This window comes from Stenotrophomonas sp. STEN020 (assembly GCF_056760195.1).
In genome coordinates this window covers 91,569-114,060 of record NZ_JBRREI010000008.1, presented here as the reverse complement: position 1 = coordinate 114,060, position 22,492 = coordinate 91,569, and the positions used below count along the sequence as shown (strand labels likewise).

22 protein-coding genes and 1 tRNA gene are annotated in these 22,492 nt (G+C 61.5%); 6 read left to right on the top strand and 17 right to left on the bottom strand.

Annotated elements, in window-relative coordinates; genetic code table 11:
- Window positions 1-56: 56 nt before the first annotated feature.
- From hisIE to hisS, 10 genes are all read right to left on the bottom strand, one after another.
- On the bottom strand, window positions 57-695 hold the full coding sequence (hisIE, locus tag ACVOLZ_RS05650) for a bifunctional phosphoribosyl-AMP cyclohydrolase/phosphoribosyl-ATP diphosphatase HisIE (protein WP_481515393.1): 639 nt from the start codon (window positions 693-695) through the stop codon (window positions 57-59).
- Window positions 685-1,461, bottom strand: a complete 777-nt coding sequence (gene hisF / locus ACVOLZ_RS05645) for an imidazole glycerol phosphate synthase subunit HisF (protein ID WP_481515392.1) — start codon at window positions 1,459-1,461, stop codon at window positions 685-687. Before hisF ends, hisIE begins: the two co-directional genes overlap by 11 nt.
- Window positions 1,455-2,189 carry a 1-(5-phosphoribosyl)-5-[(5-phosphoribosylamino)methylideneamino]imidazole-4-carboxamide isomerase gene (gene hisA, locus ACVOLZ_RS05640; protein ID WP_481515391.1) on the bottom strand — a complete coding sequence of 245 codons (735 nt, stop codon included), beginning with the start codon at window positions 2,187-2,189 and terminating at the stop codon, window positions 1,455-1,457. Before hisA ends, hisF begins: the two co-directional genes overlap by 7 nt.
- Window positions 2,186-2,785: an imidazole glycerol phosphate synthase subunit HisH gene (gene hisH / locus ACVOLZ_RS05635; RefSeq protein ID WP_481515390.1), complete on the bottom strand. Its 600-nt coding sequence runs from the start codon at window positions 2,783-2,785 to the stop codon at window positions 2,186-2,188. Before hisH ends, hisA begins: the two co-directional genes overlap by 4 nt.
- Entirely contained in the window at window positions 2,782-3,855 is a 1,074-nt protein-coding gene (hisB, locus tag ACVOLZ_RS05630; protein WP_481515389.1) for a bifunctional histidinol-phosphatase/imidazoleglycerol-phosphate dehydratase HisB, read from the bottom strand. The genes hisH and hisB overlap by 4 nt, the downstream gene beginning before the upstream one ends.
- Window positions 3,852-4,931, bottom strand: a complete 1,080-nt coding sequence (hisC, locus tag ACVOLZ_RS05625; protein ID WP_481515388.1) for a histidinol-phosphate transaminase — start codon at window positions 4,929-4,931, stop codon at window positions 3,852-3,854. Before hisC ends, hisB begins: the two co-directional genes overlap by 4 nt.
- Window positions 4,928-6,223, bottom strand: a complete 1,296-nt coding sequence (gene hisD / locus ACVOLZ_RS05620) for a histidinol dehydrogenase (protein ID WP_481515387.1) — start codon at window positions 6,221-6,223, stop codon at window positions 4,928-4,930. The genes hisC and hisD overlap by 4 nt, the downstream gene beginning before the upstream one ends.
- Entirely contained in the window at window positions 6,220-7,131 is a 912-nt protein-coding gene (gene hisG / locus ACVOLZ_RS05615; protein WP_481515386.1) for an ATP phosphoribosyltransferase, read from the bottom strand. The genes hisD and hisG overlap by 4 nt, the downstream gene beginning before the upstream one ends.
- A gap of 9 nt (window positions 7,132-7,140) precedes the next feature.
- Window positions 7,141-7,467: a YerC/YecD family TrpR-related protein gene (locus ACVOLZ_RS05610; RefSeq protein WP_481515385.1), complete on the bottom strand. Its 327-nt coding sequence runs from the start codon at window positions 7,465-7,467 to the stop codon at window positions 7,141-7,143.
- 505 nt (window positions 7,468-7,972) lie between these two features.
- Window positions 7,973-9,382 carry a histidine--tRNA ligase gene (hisS, locus tag ACVOLZ_RS05605; RefSeq protein WP_481515384.1) on the bottom strand — a complete coding sequence of 470 codons (1,410 nt, stop codon included), beginning with the start codon at window positions 9,380-9,382 and terminating at the stop codon, window positions 7,973-7,975.
- A 109-nt stretch (window positions 9,383-9,491) separates the two neighbouring features.
- On the opposite strand from hisS, the gene ACVOLZ_RS05600 reads away from it, so the two are divergent.
- Window positions 9,492-10,250: a Crp/Fnr family transcriptional regulator gene (locus ACVOLZ_RS05600; protein WP_481515383.1), complete on the top strand. Its 759-nt coding sequence runs from the start codon at window positions 9,492-9,494 to the stop codon at window positions 10,248-10,250.
- Window positions 10,251-10,332: 82 nt separating this feature from the next.
- Here ACVOLZ_RS05600 and thrC read toward each other — a convergent pair whose 3' ends face one another.
- The 7 genes from thrC to ACVOLZ_RS05565 all read right to left on the bottom strand — a co-directional run bounded on the left by thrC (window position 10,333) and on the right by ACVOLZ_RS05565 (window position 17,727).
- Window positions 10,333-11,628, bottom strand: coding sequence for a threonine synthase (thrC, locus tag ACVOLZ_RS05595; protein ID WP_481515382.1), 1,296 nt, complete (start codon window positions 11,626-11,628; stop codon window positions 10,333-10,335).
- Window positions 11,629-11,731: 103 nt separating this feature from the next.
- The gene (locus ACVOLZ_RS05590; RefSeq protein ID WP_481515381.1) at window positions 11,732-12,676 is read right to left on the bottom strand and encodes a homoserine kinase; all 945 of its coding nucleotides are present in this window, start codon (window positions 12,674-12,676) and stop codon (window positions 11,732-11,734) included.
- Window positions 12,673-15,177, bottom strand: a complete 2,505-nt coding sequence (gene thrA / locus ACVOLZ_RS05585; RefSeq protein ID WP_481515380.1) for a bifunctional aspartate kinase/homoserine dehydrogenase I — start codon at window positions 15,175-15,177, stop codon at window positions 12,673-12,675. Before thrA ends, ACVOLZ_RS05590 begins: the two co-directional genes overlap by 4 nt.
- Before the next feature lie 89 nt (window positions 15,178-15,266).
- Complete coding sequence (locus ACVOLZ_RS05580) at window positions 15,267-15,407, bottom strand: hypothetical protein (protein ID WP_481515379.1); 141 nt, start codon at window positions 15,405-15,407, stop codon at window positions 15,267-15,269.
- Window positions 15,408-15,669: 262 nt separating this feature from the next.
- Window positions 15,670-16,614, bottom strand: coding sequence for a DMT family transporter (locus ACVOLZ_RS05575; RefSeq protein WP_481515378.1), 945 nt, complete (start codon window positions 16,612-16,614; stop codon window positions 15,670-15,672).
- An 87-nt stretch (window positions 16,615-16,701) separates the two neighbouring features.
- The gene (locus ACVOLZ_RS05570; RefSeq protein ID WP_481515377.1) at window positions 16,702-17,448 is read right to left on the bottom strand and encodes an AraC family transcriptional regulator; all 747 of its coding nucleotides are present in this window, start codon (window positions 17,446-17,448) and stop codon (window positions 16,702-16,704) included.
- Window positions 17,449-17,650: 202 nt separating this feature from the next.
- Window positions 17,651-17,727, bottom strand: a tRNA-Arg gene (locus ACVOLZ_RS05565).
- Between the two features lie 26 nt (window positions 17,728-17,753).
- On the opposite strand from ACVOLZ_RS05565, the gene ACVOLZ_RS05560 reads away from it, so the two are divergent.
- The 5 genes from ACVOLZ_RS05560 to ACVOLZ_RS05540 all read left to right on the top strand — a co-directional run bounded on the left by ACVOLZ_RS05560 (window position 17,754) and on the right by ACVOLZ_RS05540 (window position 22,462).
- Window positions 17,754-19,178: a tyrosine-type recombinase/integrase gene (locus ACVOLZ_RS05560; protein ID WP_481515376.1), complete on the top strand. Its 1,425-nt coding sequence runs from the start codon at window positions 17,754-17,756 to the stop codon at window positions 19,176-19,178.
- A 155-nt stretch (window positions 19,179-19,333) separates the two neighbouring features.
- Window positions 19,334-19,585 carry a type II secretion system protein gene (locus tag ACVOLZ_RS05555; protein WP_481515375.1) on the top strand — a complete coding sequence of 84 codons (252 nt, stop codon included), beginning with the start codon at window positions 19,334-19,336 and terminating at the stop codon, window positions 19,583-19,585.
- A gap of 271 nt (window positions 19,586-19,856) precedes the next feature.
- Entirely contained in the window at window positions 19,857-21,359 is a 1,503-nt protein-coding gene (locus ACVOLZ_RS05550; RefSeq protein WP_481515374.1) for a YadA-like family protein, read from the top strand.
- A gap of 27 nt (window positions 21,360-21,386) precedes the next feature.
- Window positions 21,387-22,046, top strand: coding sequence for a hypothetical protein (locus ACVOLZ_RS05545; RefSeq protein ID WP_481515373.1), 660 nt, complete (start codon window positions 21,387-21,389; stop codon window positions 22,044-22,046).
- Entirely contained in the window at window positions 22,043-22,462 is a 420-nt protein-coding gene (locus ACVOLZ_RS05540) for a GIY-YIG nuclease family protein (protein ID WP_152154029.1), read from the top strand. The genes ACVOLZ_RS05545 and ACVOLZ_RS05540 overlap by 4 nt, the downstream gene beginning before the upstream one ends.
- Window positions 22,463-22,492 lie beyond the last annotated feature (30 nt).

The following is a 22,492-nucleotide window of genomic DNA, read 5'->3' as shown; positions in this document are numbered from 1 at the left end:
CTCCTACATCTGGTCTATCGGTAAAGCCCCTGCCGAGCATGGCTCGGCACTACAGGCTAGCTCGCTGCCTTTTCTGCGGCCTTGGCGTGGCGGTCTTCGAGCACGCCGATGGCGTCGTCGAGCGACAGGCCGCGAGCGCGCAGCAGCACGATCAGGTGGAACAGCAGGTCGGCCGATTCGCCCAGCAGCTCATCATCACGCTGCACGACACCGGCCAGCGCGGTTTCAACACCCTCTTCGCCCACTTTCTGCGCGATGTGCCGCGCGCCCTTCTCGAACAGCTTGGTGGTGTAGCTGTTGAGCGGACGATCGTGTTCACGCTGCTTGATCAGGGCATTCAAGGCTCCAAGGAAGTTGCCCGGTGCGGCGCTGAAGCAGCTGGTCTCGCCGGTATGGCAGGTGGGGCCGTGCGGGCGCACGGTCACCAGCAGCGTGTCGTTGTCGCAATCGCTGCGGATATCGACCAGATCCAGATGGTTGCCGGACGTCTCGCCCTTGGTCCATAGGCGCTTCTTGCTGCGGCTGAAGAAGGTGACCTTGCCGCTGCTGCGGGTGGTTTCCAGTGCGTCGCGGTCCATATAGCCCAGCATCAGCACGCGCAGCGTGGCCTCGTCCTGGATGATGACCGGAATCATGCCGTTGACCTTGTCCCAGTCCAGTGCAGCCGAATCAACCGGCTTGAATTCAGTAGACATCCCTAACCTCGATTTGTTGTTCGCGCAGGAACTGCTTCAGTTCCGGAATTGCGATGGCGCCGGAGTGGAACACACTGGCGGCCAATGCTCCGTCAACGTCAGCCTGTTCGAATACATCGGCGAAATGCTGCGGCGTGCCCGCGCCGCCAGAGGCGATCAACGGTACCGCGCACAGCGCCCGGGCTTGGCGCAACTGTGCAATATCGTACCCCTTGCGCACGCCATCGCTGTCCATGCAGTTCAGCACTATTTCACCTGCGCCGTGGGCCTGTACTTCACGCACCCAATCCAGGGTCAGCTTGGCTTCGGCGCGGGTCTTGCTCGGGTCGCCGGTGTAGGAGCGCACCCGCCACTGGCCGTCAGGTTCGCGGATGGAGTCGATGCCGACCACCACGCACTGCTGGCCGAAGGCGTCGGCAAGCTCTGCAATCAGCTGCGGGCGCTCCAGCGCCGGGGTGTTGATGGAAATCTTGTCAGCACCGGAATGGAGCACCGCACGCGCGGTTTCAACATCGCGGATACCGCCGGCCACGCAGAACGGAATGTCGATCAGCCGCGCCACGCGCTCGATCCAGGCGCGGTCGACCGAGCGACCTTCCGGGCTGGCGGAGATGTCGTAGAACACCAGCTCGTCAGCACCCTGGTCGCGGTAACGCAACGCCAGTTCGGTGATATCGCCCATGTCGATGTGGTCGCGGAACTTGACCCCCTTGACCACGCGGCCTTCGCGCACGTCCAGGCAGGGAATGATGCGCCGGCTCAACATGACAAGGCCTCGTCCAATTGCAGGCGCCCTTCAAGCAGCGCCTTGCCGAGCACCGCGCCGCCGCAACCAGCAGCCTTGGCCGCGCGGATATCGGCCGCATCACGGACACCACCGGAAGCCTGCACCGCCACGCCGGGCAGCAACTGCGCCAGATGCGCATAGAGCTCGATATTCGGGCCGGACAGCATGCCGTCACGGGAGATGTCGGTGCACAACAGATGCTTCATTCCGGCCTGTGCGTAACGCTGCGCCAGCTCATCCAAGGTTACATCTGCGGTTTCGGTCCAACCGTGTACCGGCAACCGCCACACCCCGTCTTCGCCCTGACGGGTGTCCAGTGCGATGGTCAGCTGCTCGGCACCGAACTCAGCCAGCCAGGCCAGTACCTGTTCGGGCTGGCGCACTGCCAGTGAACCGATCACCACGCGACTGGCGCCGGCATCAAGAATGCGCGCCACATCATCACGGCCGCGCACGCCGCCGCCGGTCTGCACTTTCAGCTTGGTGGTTGCAGCGATCTGCTGCAGCAAAGGCGCCAAGGTGTAGCCGCCGGCCTTGGCGGCATCAAGATCGACCAGGTGCATCCAAGTCGCACCGGTCGTAGCGAATGCCTGCGCACGCGGCAAGGCGTCTTCGCCGTACGTGGTCTGCTTGGCGTAATCGCCCTGCAGCAGACGTACGACGCGGCCGTCACGGATATCCAGTGCGGGGTAAACAGTGAAGCTCATGCGGCAATCTCAAGAAAGTTCTGCAGGATGCGAGCGCCAGGTCCGGCGGAACGCTCAGGATGGAACTGCGCGCCGCAAAGGCGTTCGCGCTGTACCACTGCGGTAAACAGGCCGCCGTGATGACAGGCAGCGACCGTATCCGAGGTAACCGGCGCGGCGTAGCTGTGCACGAAGTAAGCGCTGGAGCCGACCGGAACACCATCCAGCAAGGGCGATTCGCGCAAAGCCAGCAACTTGTTCCAACCCATATGCGGCACGCGCACACCAACGCCCGGATGCAGCCGACGGACGATGCCCGGCAGCAGGCCGAGGCACTCCACATCCCCCTCTTCCGAACGTTCAAACAGCAGCTGCATGCCAAGACAGATACCCATCAGCGGCACCTGCAGCTCGCGCAGAGGCTGCACCAGCCCCTGCGCGTGCAAGCGCCGCATGCCTTCGGCCGCCGCACCCACGCCAGGCAGGATTACCCGCTCAAGGCCGGCGAGATCCGTTGGCTCGCGCACCATCTGCACCTCAACCTGCAGCCGCTCCAGTGCATAGCGCACCGAGCCCAGGTTGGCGCCGCCGGCATCAACCAGACCGACCTTGCTCACAGAGCCCCCTTGGTCGACGGCAACTCGGTGCCTTCCTTGCGAATGGCCTGGCGCAAGGCGCGGGCCAAGGCCTTGAAGCAGGCCTCGACCTTGTGATGATCGTTCTCACCTTCAACCTTGAGGTTCAGGTTCAAACCGCTGGCATCGCACAGCGAGCGGAAGAAATGCGGCACCAGCTCAGTCGGCATGTCGCCAACGCGCTCGCGCTTGAAATCACCATCGAATACGAAATACGGACGACCGCTGAAATCCAACGCGGCGCTGGCCAGAGTCTCGTCCATCGGCAAGGTGAAGCCATAGCGACCGATACCGCGCTTGTCACCCAATGCTTCACGCAAGGCCTGGCCCAGTGCGAGACCGGTGTCTTCGATCGTGTGGTGTTCGTCGATATGCAGGTCGCCCCTGGCTTCCACTTCCAGCGCAAAACCACCGTGGCGGCCGATCTGATCCAGCATGTGGTCAAAGAATGGCAGACCGGTATTGATCTTCGAGCTGGCGACCTTGTCCAGGTCCACGAACACGCGGATCTGGGTTTCCTTGGTATCACGCTGCACGGTTGCACGGCGCGGTGCGTCGGCCAGCTCATGGGCAATCGCATCCCAATCCCATTCACCGCCAAACTGCTCGGTGCGCAGTTGGAAGCCACGGATCTTCATGTTGTCGGCAAACTCGATGTCGGTCGGGCGGTCACCGACCATGCCCGAGCGCGCCCAGTCGATGCTGCGATCCTGCAGATACGAGACCATCATGCCGATACCCGGCTTGCGGTTTGGGCTGTTGTCCTGCGGCCAGCTGGGGTCGACCAGCACATCACGGAATGTGATGCCCTGGCTGGCGAAGATCTGCAGCATCAAGTCATTCGGGCCGTCGAAACTGGCCTGCGGATAACTTTCGGTTCCGAGGCCGTCCTGGTTGGAGACGATTACGAACTGGTAGCCGGCATCACGCAGCTTCAGCATCGCCGGGATCACGTTCTTGACGAAGCGGATCTTCTCGTAGGCGTCGATCTGGAAGTCGGCCGGCTCCTCGATCAAGGTGCCATCGCGATCGACAAACAGAATGGGGGTCATGCGGTGAGCTCCAGCGTGGCAAGTGCGTCGAGGACGCGGTCGTTCTGTTCGGGCGTACCCAAGGTGATACGCAGCGCGTCCTGCAGCTGCGGTGCAGCGCGTTGATCACGCACTACCACACCAGCATTCAGCAAGCCTTGAAATGCCGCCTCGGCATCGTTGAAGCGCACCAGCAGGAAGTTTGCATCCGAGCCGTAAACATGGCGTACACAAGCTTGCAGCGCCAAAGCGATACGCAACCGGCCGCGCTCGCTGCGCACAGTGGCGATGCGGGCGCTGGTCTGCGTCAGGGCCGCATCGTCGAGGCCGGAAAGCGCCAAGGCAGAGCACGGTGTGGGAATCGGATACGGGGCCTGGCAACGCCGCAGTACGGCGATCAGTGCTGCATCGGCAATGACACTGCCAATACGGGCCGCGGCCAAGGCGTGCGCCTTGGACAAGGTACGCAGCACCGCGATGTTGTCGAAGCGATCCATCAAGGTGGTGGCGGATGGCTCATCGGCAAATTCGCCATAGGCCTCGTCAACCACCACCAGCGCTTGGCCACGCAGCGCTTCGGCCACGGCCTGCACCTGCTGCAGCGGAATGCTAAGCCCACCAGGATTTGACGGCGAGCACAGGAACACCAGCTTGGCATTGCATTGCATTGCAGTGGCAATGATGGCGTCGATATCAGGCACCAGCCCTGCCTCGGTATCCAGCAGCGGCACTTCCAGTGCGGGTGCATTCTGCAGCCGCGCACTGACTGCATACATGCCGAACACCGGCGGCGTGTACAGCACCGCATCGCGGCCGGGAACGCACAGAGCGCGCACCAGCAGATCGATGGCTTCATCGCTACCGCGGCCGATCAACAACTGCTCGGGTTGGCAACCGTACAAACCTGCCAGACGCTCGCGCAGGAGCTGCGGCTGCGGATCGGGGTAACGACGGCAACTGGCATCCGCGTCGCCGGGGTTTGCCCATGCCGACTCATTGGCATTGAGCCAGATTTCACCCTGCAGCTTGGCGCTGCGCGCGGAGGAATAACCACCGAAGTCGCGCAGGTCCTCTCGAACCAGATTGAGCACGCTCACGGTGCAACTCCCAGCCGCAGTGCTACCGCGTTGGCGTGTGCACCCAGGCCTTCAGCACGGGCCAAGGTCAACGCGCATGAACCAATACCGGCAATGCCTTCGCGGCTGGCAGCCTGCACGCTGATCTGATTCTGGTAACTGGCCACGCTGACGCCACTATAGGCGCGCGCGGCACCGGCGGTGGGCAACACGTGATTGGTGCCCGAGCAGTAGTCACCCAGCGCTTCGGGCGTGTAATCGCCAAGGAACACCGAGCCGGCAGCCTCCACCTTGCCCAGCCAATGACGCGGCTCGCGCAAGGCAAGAATCAGGTGCTCTGGGGCGTAGCGATTGGAGATCTCAAATGCCTGCGTGATCGATTCCACTTTGATCAGCAACGATGCACCCAGCGCCTGACGGGCAATCGCCTCGCGGCTTAGCTGTACAAGTTGTGCTTCCACCTGGTCCTGCACGGCGGCAATCATCGCCGCGTCATCGCTGAGCAACAGCACCTGCGAATCCGGACCGTGTTCGGCCTGAGACAGCAGATCAGCAGCGACAAATGCAGGATTGGCACCTGCATCGGCGATCACCAACACTTCCGAAGGACCGGCCGGCATGTCAATGGCGGCGGCACCGGCTTGGGCGACCTGCTGCTTGGCCTCGGTAACGAAGCTGTTGCCGGGGCCGAACAGTTTGTCGCAAGACGGCACCGACTCGGTGCCATAGGCCATGGCAGCAATAGCCTGCGCACCGCCAATCTTGAACACGCGGTGCACGCCGGTCAGGCGCGCGGCCACCAGCACCGCAGGATCGGCCGTGCCGTCCTTGCGCGGCGGCGTGCACAGCACCACTTCGCGGCAGCCTGCCAGCTTGGCCGGCACGCCCAGCATCAAAGCGGTGGACGGCAACGGCGCGCTGCCGGCGGGTACGTACAGGCCAACGCGGGAGATCGGACGGATTACCTTTTCGCAGACCACGCCGGGCGCGGTTTCCACACTGTAGGGCCGTGCCATACCGGCGCGGTGAAAGGTATCGATGCGCTCTGCAGCCTGTTGCATGGCGATCCGCAGCTCGGCGGATACCGCCATTTCGGCGGCCGCGAACTCGGCTTCGCTGACTTCGAAGCGCTCCGGCGCGATGCCGTCGAAGCGCTCGGTGATTTCACGCAGCGCCGCGTCGCCACGGCTGCGCACCTGTTCGATCAAGCCGGCGACCGACTCACGGGTCTGCATGGCTACGGCTTGCACTGGACGGGTCAGAGCGCGCGCCTGTGCTTCGGCGTCGAGCGCATTCCAATCGAGGATGTTCATACCAGCGACTTCTCCACTGCCAACACCATCAAGCCTTGCGCGCCAGCGCGCTCCAGCTCTTCCAGCCGCTGCCAGCTCAAAGCGCCACTGCACATGGTCTGCAGCCGTACCGCGTCGCCCTGTCCTGGCAGGCGTAGCAGCGGCTCGGCATCAGGCAACAGGCGAGCCAGTTCTGCAACACGATCCTCGGCGGCCGAGAACATCAGCAGCTTCTGGTCCTGCACCTTGCTCAAACCATCGAGGCGTCGCAGCAGCATCGCCATCAGGCCCGCGCGCGCGTCATCAAGCTCGTGTACCGGCCCGGCGAGCACGGCTTCACTTTCGAGCAACACTTCCACCGGCTTGAGTTGGTTGGCAGCCAGCGTGGCGCCACTGGAAACCAGATCGCAGATGACTTCAGCCGTGCCCAGCTTCGGCGCAATTTCCACCGACCCGGAAAGCTCGACCACCTGCGCGTCAATGCCCTTTTCCTGCAGCCATGCGGCAAGGATGGCCGGGTAGCTGGTGGCGATGCGCTTGCCCTGCAGCATCTGCACGCCCTGCCAATCCCAGTCTTCCGGCACCGCGATCATCAAGCGGCAGGAACCAAAACCAAGGCCACGCAGCGGCTGGTACGCATCAGCCAAACCAATCTGCCGACGCGCCTTGGCCTGTTCGTCCAATTCGTTCAAGCCAACCACGCCCAGATCGCAGACGCCGTCGGCGATCAGCCCGGGGATGTCGTCGTCACGCACCAGCAGCAGGTCCACCGGCAGCGATTCGCCGAAGCAGAACAGCTTGTCGCGGCTCTGCCGCCAGCTCAGCCCACAGGCAGCCAGCAGGCTGCGCGCAGGATCGGCCAGACGGCCGCTTTTCTGAATGGCGATGCGCAGCCGGTCGCGTGCCGGGGCGGAGGTTGAAGCACTCATGGGGTTATCTCAGTTGGATTCGGTTTTGCGCGTGGCAAGACGGTCGATGGCGGCGGCGTAACCACCGGCACCATGCTCCAGCGAACGCGCGACCCGGCCGATGGTGGTAACGCTCACCCCGGTCAGGTCATAGATCTCACGATAGGGCACACCCTTGCGCAGCAAGGGGACCACCCGCCAGCGGTCGGCCATGGCTTCCAGCTCAGCTGGCGTGCACAGATCGCGCAGGAAGGCCTGCACGTCCTGTGGCTTGTCCAAAGCAGCCAAAGCGCGTGCGAGCGCTTTCAGCGGGGCGTCGGAAGGCTTTTCTTTCTCAATGTCAGCACGTGGCTTCATCATGTATCAATGTAATAGCGTGCTAATACATTAGTGCGAAACGAACCGCGAGTCAAACCAACCAATCCGTAGTGCCGGGCCATGCTCGGCAAGGGGCTTTCCCGGTAACGCCTCAGCCGAGCATGGCTCGGCTCTACAGACAGGCCTGACTTTGTGGGAGCGGCGTAAGCCGCGACGCCCGCGCAACATCCGCCGGCAGAAGGCTTACCCCTCCCCAGCCCTCCCCTTCGCTGCGCGAAAGGGAGGGAGCGGATCCGTAGTGCCGAGCCATGCTCGGCAGAGGCTTTCCCGGTGACGATCCAGCCGAGCATGGCTCGGCTCTACAGACAGGCCTGACTTTGTGGGAGCGGCGTAAGCCGCGACGCCCCCGCAACATCCCCCGGCAGAAGGCTTACCCCTCTCCAGCCCTCCCCTTCGCTGCGCGAGAGGAAGGGAGCAGATCCGCAGTGCCGAGCCATGCTCGGCACTGCGGACAAAAAAAGCCCCGCTATGCGGGGCTCTTCGTTCAGCGCGCCATCGCGCGGGTCTGTTCCAGCTCTACCTGTAGGGTAGATGCCAGTTCGTCCCTGGCTACCTCGAACTGCTGTTCACGCAGCAGATCCTTGACCGCGACCACGCCGCGCGCCAACTCATCCTCGCCCGTCAACACGACGAAACGAATGCCGGCCTTGGCCGCGTACTGGAACTGCTTGCCGATCTTCTTCGGCTCCATCTGCACTTCGGTATTGATACCACCAGCACGCAGGCGACGCGCGATATCCAACGAATGCGGCATCGCCGCTTCGTCCATCAAGGCCACCATCGCGTGCACACTGCTTTCGGCTATGCCGTCGATCAGGTTGGCCTCGCGCAACTGCCAGAACAAACGGGTCAGGCCGATCGAGATGCCAACGCCCGGCAGCTTGGACTTGGTGTAGTGACTGGCCAGATCTTCATAGCGGCCGCCCGAGCAGATCGAGCCGATCTGCGGGTGATCAACCAGACTGGTCTCGTAAACGGTGCCGGTGTAGTAATCCAGGCCGCGAGCAATGGAGAAATTCAGGCAATACGCGGTTTCCGGCACACCCAGCGCCTTCACCAGCTCCAGCACTTCGCGCAGCTCGGCCGCACCGGTACGCAGCGACTCGCTGGCTGATTCGCCGGCAGCAGCCAGTACGGCATCGATCTGCGCCAAGGCATCAGCATGCGAGCTCGAACGGACTTCGACGAAAGACAAGATGCGCTCAACGGCGTCAGCAGGCAGACCGAAATCCGGGCCGACCAAGGTTTCACGCACGTAATCCGGACCGCGCTTGTCGAGTTTGTCGACCTCGCGCAGCACCAGCGCCTGCTGTTCCGAATCCACAACGCCCTGCGCCTCGAAGAAACCACGCATCAGCTTGCGGTTGTTCAGCTGCACGGCGAAGTTGCCAATGCGCAGCTCCGAGAACACGGCGTAGATCACCGCCAGCACTTCGGCGTCGTAACGGATGCTCAGCGCGTCCTTGCCGATCACATCGACATCGCACTGGTAGAACTCGCGGAAACGGCCGCGCTGGGCGCGTTCGCCACGGTAGACCCGCTGCATCTGGTAACGACGGAACGGGAAGGTCAGATCGTGCTCGTGTTCGGCCACGTAGCGCGCCAGCGGCACGGTCAGGTCAAAGCGCAGCGCCATCTCCGGCAGGCCGCCCTTGTCGGCCGACTCCGCGGCATTGGCCAGCGCACCAGTGGACTGCACGAAATACACCTGACGCTCGGTCTCACCGCCAGACTTGGTCAGCAGCACATCGGACAACTCGAATACCGGAGTTTCCACCGGCAGGAACCCGAAGCGCTCGTAGTTGCGGCGGATGACGTCCAGCATGCGCTGGAACGCGATCTGCTCGCGCGGCAACAATTCCATGATGCCGGGCGGGGTACGGGGCTTGATCACGGGCAAAACTCCTGCAACTCAATTGGGAAACGGTCGCTAATTCTAGCCGCACACCGCCCGTCTGGCCGCATGAAGTACAATTAAGGGCACCAATCCCCCTGTTGTAGACATGTCCCGGCCAGCCCAAGGCACCGAGCAATCCCCGGTTTCGTCCGTTGCCCCCGAAAGCAATGGCGGGCGCGAGTGCCTGCAATGCTCGGTCCGCCACCTGTCGGTGTGCTCGGCCCTGTCCTGCGATGAAGTGCATGCTCTGGAGCAGATCACCGTCTCAACGCCTGTGGCGATGGGCACCACGCTGGCGCGCGCCGGCGAGCCGCGCGCTTATGTCTATACAGTAACCGAGGGCGCGCTGCGCCTGGTGCGCACCCTGGCCGATGGCCGCCGCCAGGTGAATGGCTTCGTACTACCGGGCGACTACATGGGCCTAAGCGGCAGCGACCACCATCGCTACGACATCGAGGCCATTGCCGACAGCCGGGTCTGCCGGGTACCGACCACGCAGATGCGTGACCTGCGCCAACGCTACCCGCACCTGGAGCGCAAGCTGCTGCAACGCGCCTGCCAGGAGCTGGATGCGGCCCAGGACAATGCACTTGCGCTCGCCCGCCTGCAGCCGCCGGAGCGGCTGGCCGACTTCCTGCTGCGCCTGGCTGCCCGTGAGGCGACCTTGAACGGGCGCAGCAGCAATCGGGTTTCCCTGCCGATGGGCCGTGGCGATATCGCCGACCATCTTGGCCTGACCATGGAAACCGTGAGCCGTACCTTCACCAAGCTGCGCCAGCAGGGGCTGATCGCCCTACCCCACCTGAATGTGGTGGAGATTCTGGATTTCGCCGAGCTGCAACAGCTGGCCAACGACGAGTTCTGAAGCTTCACCTGTAGAGCCGAGCCATGCTCGGCTGAAGCATTACCGGTGAAGCCTCCTGCCGAGCATGGCTCGGCACTACCTCCTACAACAGCTTTTCGCGCAGTGCGGCGTAGTCCGGGGCGCAGGGTTCGGCGTGGGCTGGACGCTTCAGCAGCTCGGCCAGCGCGTGCGGCACTTCTACTGCGCGGCCGATCAGAGGCTCGACCACCGATTCGAATTTGGCCGGATGCGCGGTCGCTGCCACTGCCCAATGCTGGTCCGACGCCGCACTGCCACTGGCGCGCAGCTGTTCCAGAACATGCACCGCGGTGGCGGTATGCGGGCAGAACACTTCGCCGTACTCGCGATAGCGATGAGCGATGGTCTCGCGGATGGTTGAATCTTCAACCGCCTGCGAAGTGAATGCATCGCGCAGCGCCGCATCATCACCCTTGTACAGCCAGCGCAAGCGCTCGAAATTACTCGGCGCGCCCACATCCATCGCATTGGCGAGCGTGGCGACACTGGCCTTCGGCGCGTAATCAGCACCATTGAAGTAATCCGGCAGCACGCGGTTGGCATTGGTCGCCAGTACGATGCGCCCCAGCGGCACACCCAGTGCACGCGCGATCACTGCTGCCATCGCGTTACCAAGGTTTCCGGTAGGGATGACGAAATTCAGCAGCGAGCCGTGCGCCGCCTGATGGCTCAGCGCGGCATGTGCGTAGTAGCTCATCTGCGGCAACAAGCGCCCCAGGCTGATGCTGTTGGCCGAGCTCATGGGAACCTGTGCCTGCAGGTCAGTATCGCTCAGCGCCTGCTTGACCATGGCCTGGCAGTCATCAAACGAACCGGCCACGCGCAGCGCGCGGATGTTGCCACCGAGGCAACCCAGCTGATGTGCCTGGCGTGGTGATACGCGCCCATCCGGGTACAGCACCACAACCTGAAGATTGGGCTGGTTGTGGAAGGCAGCAGCAACGGCAGCACCGGTGTCGCCTGAAGTGGCGACCACGATCGTCAGTGGACGCTCCTGCCCTGCACGCAAGCGCGACAGGCTGGCAGCGAGGAAACGCGCACCAAAGTCCTTGAACGCCGCGGTGGGGCCATGGAACAGCTCCAGCACGTGATCATTGCGGGTTGCCAATGCCTGCAGCGGCGCTGGGAAGTCGAAGGCCTCGCTGCAAATCTTCGGCAGTTCGGACGCCAAGGCGTCATCAGCGAAGAACGGCTGCAGCAGCTCGGTAGCGGTCGCGGCGAGCGTGTCGCCCAGCTGCAAGCTGCGTGCTGCCGGCATTGTTTCGGGTACGTACAAACCGCCATCGGGTGCCAAACCGGCGGCAATGGCCTGGCTAAGCGTGGCTGCGGGGGAAGCGTTGCGGGTGGAGATGAAGTTCATTCGGAAATCCGCGAAAAGGTTGATGTGCTGCTTTTGAATCAAGGACCGCGCAAGCGTCTCCCTCACCCCAACCCCTCTCCCGTAGGGAGAGGGGCTATCAGGCCTAGAGCAGCCTGGCGCCGGGGCTGTTGATCGGGCTTACCCAGCTTTGGCTTTCAAAACCCGCTGCGGCAAACGCTGCCTGTACCTTGGGCGCGGCAGCCAATGCAGCGTCACGGTCTTCAAACCAGGCAAAGACACTGGGACCCGCGCCGGAGATGCTGGCGCCCATCGCCCCTGCAGCAAGTGCGGCGGCCTTGGCGGCATCGAAGCCGGCAATCAGTGGCGCGCGACGCGGCTCGACCAGAACATCGACCAAGCCTGCCCGTACCAGACCCGCATCGCCGGCGTGACAGCCAGCGAGCACCAGCGCCAGATTGCTGCTCTGCGCGACAAACTCCTTCAATGCATAGCTGCCCTGCAGTGCTTCGCGTGCGCGGCGCGTCTCCAACAACGCGTCCGGGTGCACCAGCAGACTGTGCCAATGCGCGGGTATAGGCACCGGCACCAAGCGCTCCAGCGTGGAGAGCACCAAGCCGCCGAGGAACATCGGGCCCAGGTTATCGCCGTGGCGGCTACCACTGGCCACCGCCTCGCCTTCCAACGAGTACTTGTAAAGCTGCTCGCGACTCAACGGCACATCCAGCAATGCATTGGCCGCGATCAAGGCCGCCACGCAGGACGCAGCCGAGCCGCCCATGCCTGAGCTGAGCGGTATGCCCTTGTCGATCTCCACTTCAAAACCGAACGGCAGCGCCAGCGCCTCGCGCAGGGCGATCAGCGCCGCACCTGCGGTATTGCCGGGCGCGTCCAGCGGCAACTCCACCGCTGCGCCACGAATGGCGACGATGCGCACTTCCGTTGCTTCAATGCGGCGCACTGTCACCGTGTCGCCAACATCCGGCACCGCATAGCCCAGCAGATCAAAACCGACTGCCACATTGGCCACCGACGCCGGCGAAAACGCCCGCGCCTGTCGTACACCGGAACCCGTCAAAGCATCACTCACAATCGCGCTCCCTCGCCCGCTGCCACACGCAGCACATCGGCAAACACACCGGCTGCGGTCACTTCCGGACCAGCGCCCGGACCTTGCACCACCAAGGGGTTGTCGCAATAGCGACGGGTGGTGAACTGCACCACGTTGTCGGTCAAGCGCAGGTTGGCAAAGGCGTGATCAGCCGGCAGCTCAACCAAGCCAACGCTGGGCTGCTGGCCGGGCTTGAACTGAGCGACGTAGCGCAGCACGTTGCCGCGGGCGCGCGCATCGGCCAGACGCTGCGCGAAGCTCGCATCCACCTCATGCAGACGCGCCATGAAGTCCTCGACGCTGGCGCTCTGCAATGCTGCCGGCACCAGACTTTCCACCGCTACGTCTTCCAGGCTCAGCTCGTACCCAGCTTCGCGGGCAAGAATCACCAACTTGCGGGCAACATCCACGCCGGACAAGTCATCACGCGGATCCGGCTCGGTGTAGCCCATGCCGCGCGCCTGCGTGACCAGCTCGGAGAACGCAACGCTGCCATCGTATTTATTGAACAACCACGCCAGCGTGCCGGAGAAAATGCCCGCTATAGCAGTCACTTCATCACCGGTATCGACCAGATCACGCAGCGTGGTGATCACCGGCAATCCTGCACCCACCGTCGCTTCGTAGCGGAAGCGCGCACCTGTCGATGCTGCCGCCTCGCGGATCGCCTGATAGCGCGCCAGCGGGCCGGAGCCAGCCTGTTTATTCGGAGTAACCACATGGATGCCGGCAGCCAACCAGCCGGCATAGCGGTCAGCGACTTCAGCACTGCCGCTGCAATCGATGATCAGCGTATGCGGCAAACGCGCCGACAGCAGATGCTCGGTGAACAGATCAAGATCATTCGGCAGCGCCGCGGAATCAAACGCGGCCTTCCAGTTGCCATGCATGCCACGCTGGTCGAGCACCATGCGATTGCGCGAGGCGACCGCACGCAGGCGCAGATCCAGCTTGGCGCGGGCCAGCAACGCGGCTTCGGACGCATACAACTGCTCAAGCAAGGCCGCACCGACGTTGCCCGGCCCGATCAGGCCGACCGAGAAGGTCTGCGGCGACAACCAGAAGCCGGCGTGCGCGGCACGCAACGCCTTGGTCGCATCGCAGGCTTCGATGGCGACCGAGATATTGCGCTCGGAAGAGCCCTGCGCAATGGCCAGGATATTGACCTGAGCGCGCCCCAGCGATTCAAACAGACGCGCGGCAACACCAGGCTGGCCGGCCATGCCATCACCCACCGCCGCAAGCACGCTCACCCCACTGGTGAGCTGCACGCGCTGCACCTGGCCTGCCGCCAGTTCATGCGAGAACGCTTGGGTCAGCGCGTCGCGGGCGAACTCGGCTTCGGCCTGCTTCACCACGCAGCAGATTGAATGCTCGGAGGAACCCTGCGAGATCATCACCACCGATACATGCGCATTGCGCAGCGCCGAGAACACCCGCTCAGCCGTGCCTGGCACGCCGATCAGACCGGTACCTTCGACATTGAGCACAGCCAGATCCGCGCTCAGCGTCAAACCTTTGATCGGGCCGCTACTGGAGCTGTCAGCGGTGATGCGGGTACCCGGGTGATCCGGTCGGAAGGTGTTGCGGATGATGATCGGCAAGCCGCGCTCGATGGCCGGCGACATGGTCTGCGGGTGCACCACCTTGGCGCCGAAGTAGGCCAGCTCGCAGGCTTCGTCGTAGCTCAGCGCGTCCAATTGCACTGCTTCCGGCACCACCCGCGGATCAGCCGAGAGAACACCATCGACGTCGGTCCAGATATGCAGCTCGTCGGCAGCGAACAAGGCAGCAAAAATTGCGCCGGAGAAATCACTGCCGTTGCGCCCCAGCGTGGTGATGTTGCCCTTGCGATCGCGGGCAACAAAACCAGTCACCACCAGACGTTGTGCCGGATGCGATTCGCGCCACAAGGCTAGCTTGGCGGCACTGGACTTCCAATCGACATCCACGCCCAGCTCGCCATGGTTGACCACCAGCACGTCGCGCGCATCCAGCACATCGGCGTTTTCGCCCAGGGCCTGCAGGTGATGGCCAAGCAGATGCGCCGAGAACACCTCGCCGAGGCCCTGCACGCGGTCCAGCACTTCCTGCGGCAACTCACCGATAACCGCCAACGCTGCCAGAATCTCCCGCAGACGCTCGAAGCGCGCATCCAACCATTCGATGGTCACCCCGGATTGCTCACCCAGCAGCGCGGCGGCCGCGCCACGATGGCGTGCCCGCAACTCGTGCCAGCGGTCGTCCCACGCCGGATCGGCTGCAGCCGCTGCCTTGGCCAGGCCGATCAGCGCGTCGGTCACACCCTTCATCGCCGACACCACGGTGACCTGCACGGTTTCGTCGCGGGCCAGCAACAGCTGCGCCACATGCCGGTAGCGCTCGGCATCGGCGACGGAGGTGCCGCCGAATTTATGCACGACGGTGCGAACGGCAGCGTTCGCGGCAAGATCGGCGGGTGAAACAGCAACTGACGACATCGGAAGAACCTCGGCTGGAGGCCCCGACACGCATCTGGATGGGGTTCCCCCGCATCCTGATCCGGGTGCGGGGCCGTGGTTTTCGGAAATTACGCGAAGACGACGGACCGCACCGGGCTAATGGTGACGGTAATAGTGGTGGTGGTAATGGCGCCGCCGAACCCGAGCGCGCTCACCCGGCCGCCGGAAGGCGACTGCGAGGTGATGGCAAGGGGCTGCGGGCTGCTCATGGCCTTCAAGAGACAACAGCCGGGATCAGGCTGTCAAGTGCTGCGTTGCAAAAACCCAGATAAAGGCAACTTCGCCAAACCTGCTGCTAAAAGTTGCAAATGTCATCAAGCGCGAACGTCGCGCATTTAACTGGCAAGCAGCGTGCAATACCTGACTCAAAGCGGCGCGGCCTGCCATCGGACCCATCCGGCCAACGATCGTCCGCAAACAATCGAAAGAACCGCTGCAGTCAGGCTTTCGCCACCTGACTGCGCAGATTCATCACGCCGATGCAGGTGCTTGCGCCTTCGGTCGGTGCGCCGCAGCGCTCCAGATCACGCCAGCCAACAGGCACAGCGCAGCAAGTACTTCGATCGCCACCGGCCAACGCTGCTGCCAGAGGAAACCATAGACCAGCCCGAACAAGGTCTCGAACACAATCATCTGCCCGCCCAAGGTCAACGGCAGTGCGCGACTCGCACGGTTCCAGCAGGCATTGCCAAGGATGGACGCAAATACCGCCACCGCCGCGGCCATCGCCCAGAAACCCGCCCATTCACGCCCCGAATGCCCTGCCCCGCCATCGGCAAAGGCGAGCGGCGCCAGCAACAAGGCCAGGCCGCCGGTTGCCACACCGGTCAGCAGCGACCAGTCATGCCCGGACACATTGGGCACCTTGGCCAGCCAACGGGTATTGCCCACCGAATAGGCGGTCCAGGACACCAGCGCGCCAACCCCGCACAGCAAGCCGATCAATCGCTGGGTGGTGGTGGTTTGCACATGTGTCGAGGCGATGGCCTCGTAACCCATCAGGACCACGCCAGCAACACACAGCAGCAAGGCCGGCGCCAAACGTGACAGCGGCACCGCCCCCGGCTCACGCGCACCGACCACCGCCACCAGCACCGGCACCATGCCGACTATCAAGGCCGCAGCACCGCCACCGCTCCACTGCACGCAGATGGACAGCAGCACGAAATAGATCAGATTGCCGAGCAGGCTCAGCCAAGTCAGGGCCTTCCAGTCCGCCTTGCCGATATGCGCCCGCAGCGCCGGCCAACGCGGCACCAGCAGGATCACCGCAACCAGGCCATAGATCAGATAGCGCGCCGCAGCCAACTGCAGCGGCGAGAAATCCACCAGCACCGCTGGCGCAAGGAACACCAAGCCCCATAGCGCGCCCGAAGCCACCCCATTACCAATGCCAAACAACATCCGCTCTTTCATCAACCCACCCGACAGTCAGATACAACACCAGCATCCAACTGCCGGCCCACGCTGTATTGTCCCAAGCTGCGCGACGCTGTGCTCAAACTACGCGTCCAGACTCCGCCGATAGCGGCCCGGGGTAATCCCCTGCGAGCGGCGCATGGCCCGGGTCATTGCACTCTGGTCGGAGAAACCGGCTTGTTGGGCAATATGGGCCACCGACTGATTACCCTCAACCAGCTGACGCTGAGCCCACTGCAGACGCTGCTGCTGCAGCCACTGTCCCGGCGTGAGGCCGAATTGACGCTTGAACGCGCCATGCAATGCGGTCAACCCCATCCCGGCGATCTGCGCCATCCGCACCAGCGGCCACGCTTGACCCGGAGCTGCACGGATCTGCTCGCACAACCGCCGCAACCCAGCATTGCCTGCCACCGAGGGACGCTGGACAGCAAACAAGCTGTCCAGCAACAGCGGCAATACATGCCTGGCCACTGGCGCAGGCACCGCATCGCGGCCACCCATGCTGATATCCACGAATTCGAGCAAGCTGCACACCGCCGCCGGAATCCCCAGAAATGGACGCCCCCGCCCCTGATCCAGCTGTGACCGCTCCAGCAGGGCACTGTCACAGTCGACAATCAGAAACCGGTTCTGCCCACTACCGGCCTGCACATGAGCTGCACCCGGGACGATCACGGCGCCGTGCAAGGTGTCCAAGCGCCCGCCGCGCCCGTCGATTTCCAGCTCCAGGCTCCCGCGCAGCGGCAACACCAGCTGCAGATGGTCATGGCGGTGCGTATGACCGGTCGGGCCATAACTACGGAAATTGAGGGCTTCAACGCATTGCATCGGCATGCGCACCGGGGGCTGGCTGGCGCTTGCAGCGGGCACCGCAAGCTGCACGGAACGATGGTGACCCCGACACGATTCGAACGTGCGACCTGTCCCTTAGGAGGGGTAAGATAGACAATCAACACTCCTTCTGTGGCAAGGGTTTCGGCGCGATCTTGCGGATCTGGGGCAAATGATTGAGGCAAAACCACCAAAAGGATGGTGACCCCGGCGCGATTCGAACGCGCGACCTGCCGCTTAGGAGGCGACCGCTCTATCCAGCTGAGCTACGGGGTCCAAGAACCACGTTAAGGATACAGGCAATGGCAAAGATGACCAAGATGAAGAAGCCCACAAGCAGCGTGCCAGGCGTTGCTTTCCGCAGCGACGGCCCCCCCCGTTGGGAGGTTCGAATGCGCTGGATGGTCAACGGCGAGAAGCGGCACCTTCCGACCGTCCGCTACCCAGTGGACCTGGACGCGCCCAAGGGGGCAGACACCCATATCGAACGGGCGCGCACGGATGCTGAGGTGTACGCCAAGCAGCAACGCCAAAACATCAAAAGCGCGTCCTTGGAGTGGTCCAGCGCCGCCCACCACTACACCCTTCGCGGCATTTTGGAACGCTACCGGCAGGAGGTGGAGCAAGGCCTCATCACCACCCAGGAGGACCGCGAGAACAAGCAAATGGCCGGTGAACACGTGCCCATGAAGGCCCACGTGCGCAAGAGCGTAACCAAAGAATTGTCGGCCATTGCCGTGATGCTCGGAACGGCCACCACTGGGCACAACCGCGACGGCTTCCCCGACATTGTGGACCGGCGGATGGATCAACTGTCCTATGACCTGTTTCACTCCCCAAATACCACGGAGGCATTGAACTGGCGGTTGAAGGGACAGGACGGCAAGCAGGCCCCAACCAATAGCGTGAAGCGCCTGCTTTCGTCGCTGCGCACCATCATCAACCACGCAATTAAGGTGTGGAAGTTGGCGCTCGACAACCCACTGGCAACTCTCAAAGACATCAAAATCAACGACAAGCGTGAGCGCACGATTGACGCTGAGGAATGGGAATCGCTGTGCCAATGGATGGAGCGCAGCCGCACCGATGCCACCACCTACGCCGCTATTCGTTTCGCCCGCTACTCTGCGGCCCGACGGTCGGAGGTGTGCAAATTGGATTGGTCGGATATCGACCAGCGCAAGAAATTGGCGTTGCTGCGCGACACCAAGGCCAACGGAGGTGAAAGCCGGCACCGCTCCATTCCATTGAACGGCGACACCATGGCCATCTTGGACACCTTGCGCGCAGACCGCATGCCCAAGGACCTCGTGGGCCCGGTGTTTCGCACCAGCCGAGGTAAGCGCCTGCGCCCGGACACCATCACCCAGGCTTGGTCCAGAGCACGAGAAGCGGTGGCCGACGATACGGGACGCGAGGAAATCCGCACCGCCCGGCTGCACGATTTGCGCCACACCCGTGTGACGGAGTTGGGAACACTGCTTTCAGCGGCGGAAGCAGCCATGGTGTCCGGGCACCGCGATATGGGCACGTTCATGCGCTACTTCAATCCAAAGCCCGAAGATATTGGACGGCGCATTGACGCGCTGGAAGCCCAGCAAGGCGACAACAAGGAATTGCAGGGGTTGATCGAAAAGCTTGCTCTGCATTCCGTTGAAGACATCACGGCGGTATTTATGTCGGCCATTCAACGAAAAACACTTATCGAGTCGAACAAGGGACGGTGAACGCCACCACTCCCCAGTAGTGGGGCTTTTGAAATTCATCCGCTTTAGTCAAGAGACTGAATTACAGCAGCCTGGCAATTTATGCAACCCAAAAGCTTGCCAAATACGATTTCCCCCGTAGTGTAAAACGATATACACGTTTTAAAGGGGGACCAATGCGCAACAAAGGATTTAGCTTAATTGAACTGGCATTGTGCTTAACGTTGATTGTCGGCCTTGGCGCATTGACATACAAATTGTTTGCGCCCTCTGCCTCCCTGGCGGCCATTCGCCACGAACAACAGCAAGCCGGACAAATTGTACAATCGCTAACGGACTTGTATGTACTGCAACCGTCGTACGCGGGATTGTCCACGGACACACTCAACAGCACGTACAACTCAAAGTTCAGAATTGAGATCGCCTGAGGCATATGCGCCAACCGCAAATATGAGACCAAAGGCAAAAATATATTTCTTAATTGTTTACACCTAACTGCACGCATTGAGTTCAAATTAAGATAAACATTTATTCTGTCAAGAGACTTGACGAATGCCCAACATTTGTTATGTTCAAAAAGCCAGAACAAAACTCCTTTTGGTCGGCAAGCCCCCTGAATTCCCCCAGGGGGCTTTTTTGTGCACTTGACAGTGCATTATATTTTGATTTGATGAATGCATATTCCAAATAAGGACTTATATGCACTTGTCGCCAACACAAACAATTTCCGCCATTGCCCTGTCAATTGCCCTGCTCATTCCGTCAACTAACGCAAAGGCAGAAGTTTCAACCTCGCTAACAGAAAGCCAAAAAGAATTTTTGACGAGTCGGCCGGAATGGGCAGATATGGAGCTAGATCCGAGCCTCGATGACGTCGTTTATTACAACCGGCTCGATATAGATGGGTTTAGTTATGTGGGAATACGCTACGGAAACCTATTATACCGAGCGGACAGTGATATGCAGGGTCAAACCTTGATGAAAGCAGGATCAGGCTTCCTTGGAATTGAGCAGGGAATGGGGGCTTATGCGCGTCCAGATGGCATAGCGACGGGTGTTGGATCGTATGCGGGAGAAAGAGCCACGAGCTATGGAACCCAGGGTTACGCGGCAGATAATGCAACTCAAGTAGGTTTTTTTGGATACGCTGGTAACGGTGCCACCGCAATCGGGCAAGGTGCTTATGCATCAGGACCAATGTCAACTGCAATAGGCAACTTCTCAAGTGCAACTGCATTTGGCTGCATTGCAATCGGCAACGGGTCCAGTTGTCGAGAGGAAGATGTTTTTTCAATTGGCGACGATAGGTTGAAACGTCGATTGATCAATTTAAGTCGCGGAATTAACCCATCCGACGCGGTGAATGTTGAGCAACTCAACGAAATCGCGACACTATTCGGCAGTGGTGCAGCAGTCCACCAATATGGCTTTACTCCACCCACATACGACTTTATAAGCGGAGCAACCTACTACAACGTTGCCGATGCGGCCTACGATTTGGACCGCCGCGTTTGGACCTTGGAGCAAAACCCATCAACGGGTGGCGGGACCACTCCCGGACCACAAGGTCCTCAAGGTGAGCCTGGCGACAGCATAACGGGCGAAAAAGGCGACAAGGGTGAAAAAGGCGATCCCGGTCGCGACGGATCGGCAACAATTGCCGCAGGTAAAAACATCACCACCGAAACCGACAGCGAAGGCACAACGACCGTTTCGTTAAGCGACAACGTCGAGTTGTCGGCCCAAGGCCGCTTAGCGATTCAAGGTGGAGCGTCGATCTCTGGAAGTGGCGTAGACGCGGGCAATCAGCGTGTCACCAGTGTTTCTGACGGTCGCATTGAGCAAGGAAGCATGGACGCAATCAATGGTGGCCAAGCCTGGGCGATGGAACAACGGTTCAACGATCAGTGGACCGGAACCAACAACCGCATCGATGACTTAGAGCGCCGCTTTGACGACAAGTTGAACGCACTGGGCGCGAAGGCTGCTGCAATGAGCCAGGTCAACGTCGGAGGCTCTCCGCTTGAAGTTGGAGAAGGTGAGCTCGGCATTGCCGGTGGTGCTTCGTCCAATAAAACAGCGGTTGCCGTTGGGGCGAAGTTCCGTGTCAGCGAACGCTGGTCTGTCAGCGTTGCGTTTGCGGTCGGTGGCGGTTCGTCTGCCATGGGATCCATTGGCGCTCACTACAAGTTTGGGCGCTAACCGCGCCAAAACGAAAGGAGTTGACGGATGCGAACATATTTCCACGTCCCATTCAGTGACAACCAATGCGCCCGCGAGGCCGGATTGAAGTTTGATGGTGCATACAAAACACACTACACCGAAGAGACTAAGACAGCACTAACCGCAAAAACGTTGTGGGTGGAAGTGTCCAATCCTCAACCGATAAAAGAGTTAATTGGTGAAGATCGCGACTACGAAGGGAACACGCTGTTTGTGGATATCCTTCCGATGAAATGTTGGTTTGTGAACGCAAAGCACCTCATCGTTCCTGCCGATTGGAAACGCCTTTCAAAGGGTTTGCGCGAGCGTAGCAATTTTAGCTGCGAGTGCTGTGGAAAAAAGGAGTCGCTCCAAGAGGATTTCGGTGCACTTGAGGTGCACGAACGCTGGGATTACGACGAAACAACTCAGCGTCAAACACTCAAGCGGTTAATTTCACTGTGCCATATGTGCCACCGCACAACACATTGGGGATACGCCACACTAAACAATGAAGAAGCGCACGTGCGCACGCACTTCAGATCGGTCAATCAAGTCGATGATGCGGTGGTAGATCGGCATGTCAAGGACGCTTACGCATTATGCAATGATCGCAACACAGTTGAGTGGATCATCGACTACACCATCCTGACGCAAAGCGATCTTCGCTTGAAAGGTTCGCAATGAAATGGGGCCGCAGTCAAAAATACCAAAACCGTGACCGGCACATCTACGCGCTGTTGTTTAGCAACGGCTGCGTGTACGTAGGTCAGACGGTCAATTTAAAAGATCGCGAGCAACAGCACAGACGCAGCGGCGGATGGAAGCAAAGCTTCACCTTCCACTCGCTTGATACCGTGCACGGCACTCAGGCCCAGGCCGAAGATTATGAGTTCGCGTGGCGCAATGTCGCCAATCGGGCAGGCCATACGATTTATGGCCTTGCGCCCAACATCGTTGTCAGCGCCACGAAGAAGATGACGTTTGAACGCCAAAACATTGCGCGCGGCAAAGTCTGGCCGCTGAAGAAACGTTGGAAGCCTTGGCCCTGGGCGACGGCCGCGAGCGTTGCCCTTCCCCTCTTGTGGTGGATTGCTCAGTGAAATGGCGCTCGGCAGCGTCACGTCGGCGGC

Coding starts and splice junctions, on each gene's coding strand:
- hisIE (WP_481515393.1), bottom strand. CDS start 695: ATGTCTACTGAATTCAAGCCGGTTGATTCGGCTGCACTGGACTGGGAC.
- hisF (WP_481515392.1), bottom strand. CDS start 1,461: ATGTTGAGCCGGCGCATCATTCCCTGCCTGGACGTGCGCGAAGGCCGC.
- hisA (WP_481515391.1), bottom strand. CDS start 2,189: ATGAGCTTCACTGTTTACCCCGCACTGGATATCCGTGACGGCCGCGTC.
- hisB (WP_481515389.1), bottom strand. CDS start 3,855: ATGACCCCCATTCTGTTTGTCGATCGCGATGGCACCTTGATCGAGGAG.
- hisD (WP_481515387.1), bottom strand. CDS start 6,223: ATGAACATCCTCGATTGGAATGCGCTCGACGCCGAAGCACAGGCGCGC.
- hisG (WP_481515386.1), bottom strand. CDS start 7,131: ATGAGTGCTTCAACCTCCGCCCCGGCACGCGACCGGCTGCGCATCGCC.
- ACVOLZ_RS05610 (WP_481515385.1), bottom strand. CDS start 7,467: ATGAAGCCACGTGCTGACATTGAGAAAGAAAAGCCTTCCGACGCCCCG.
- ACVOLZ_RS05600 (WP_481515383.1), top strand. CDS start 9,492: ATGTCCCGGCCAGCCCAAGGCACCGAGCAATCCCCGGTTTCGTCCGTT.
- thrC (WP_481515382.1), bottom strand. CDS start 11,628: ATGAACTTCATCTCCACCCGCAACGCTTCCCCCGCAGCCACGCTTAGC.
- thrA (WP_481515380.1), bottom strand. CDS start 15,177: ATGTCGTCAGTTGCTGTTTCACCCGCCGATCTTGCCGCGAACGCTGCC.
- ACVOLZ_RS05580 (WP_481515379.1), bottom strand. CDS start 15,407: ATGAGCAGCCCGCAGCCCCTTGCCATCACCTCGCAGTCGCCTTCCGGC.
- ACVOLZ_RS05575 (WP_481515378.1), bottom strand. CDS start 16,614: ATGAAAGAGCGGATGTTGTTTGGCATTGGTAATGGGGTGGCTTCGGGC.
- ACVOLZ_RS05570 (WP_481515377.1), bottom strand. CDS start 17,448: ATGCAATGCGTTGAAGCCCTCAATTTCCGTAGTTATGGCCCGACCGGT.
- ACVOLZ_RS05560 (WP_481515376.1), top strand. CDS start 17,754: ATGGCAAAGATGACCAAGATGAAGAAGCCCACAAGCAGCGTGCCAGGC.
- ACVOLZ_RS05555 (WP_481515375.1), top strand. CDS start 19,334: ATGCGCAACAAAGGATTTAGCTTAATTGAACTGGCATTGTGCTTAACG.
- ACVOLZ_RS05550 (WP_481515374.1), top strand. CDS start 19,857: ATGCACTTGTCGCCAACACAAACAATTTCCGCCATTGCCCTGTCAATT.
- ACVOLZ_RS05545 (WP_481515373.1), top strand. CDS start 21,387: ATGCGAACATATTTCCACGTCCCATTCAGTGACAACCAATGCGCCCGC.
- ACVOLZ_RS05540 (WP_152154029.1), top strand. CDS start 22,043: ATGAAATGGGGCCGCAGTCAAAAATACCAAAACCGTGACCGGCACATC.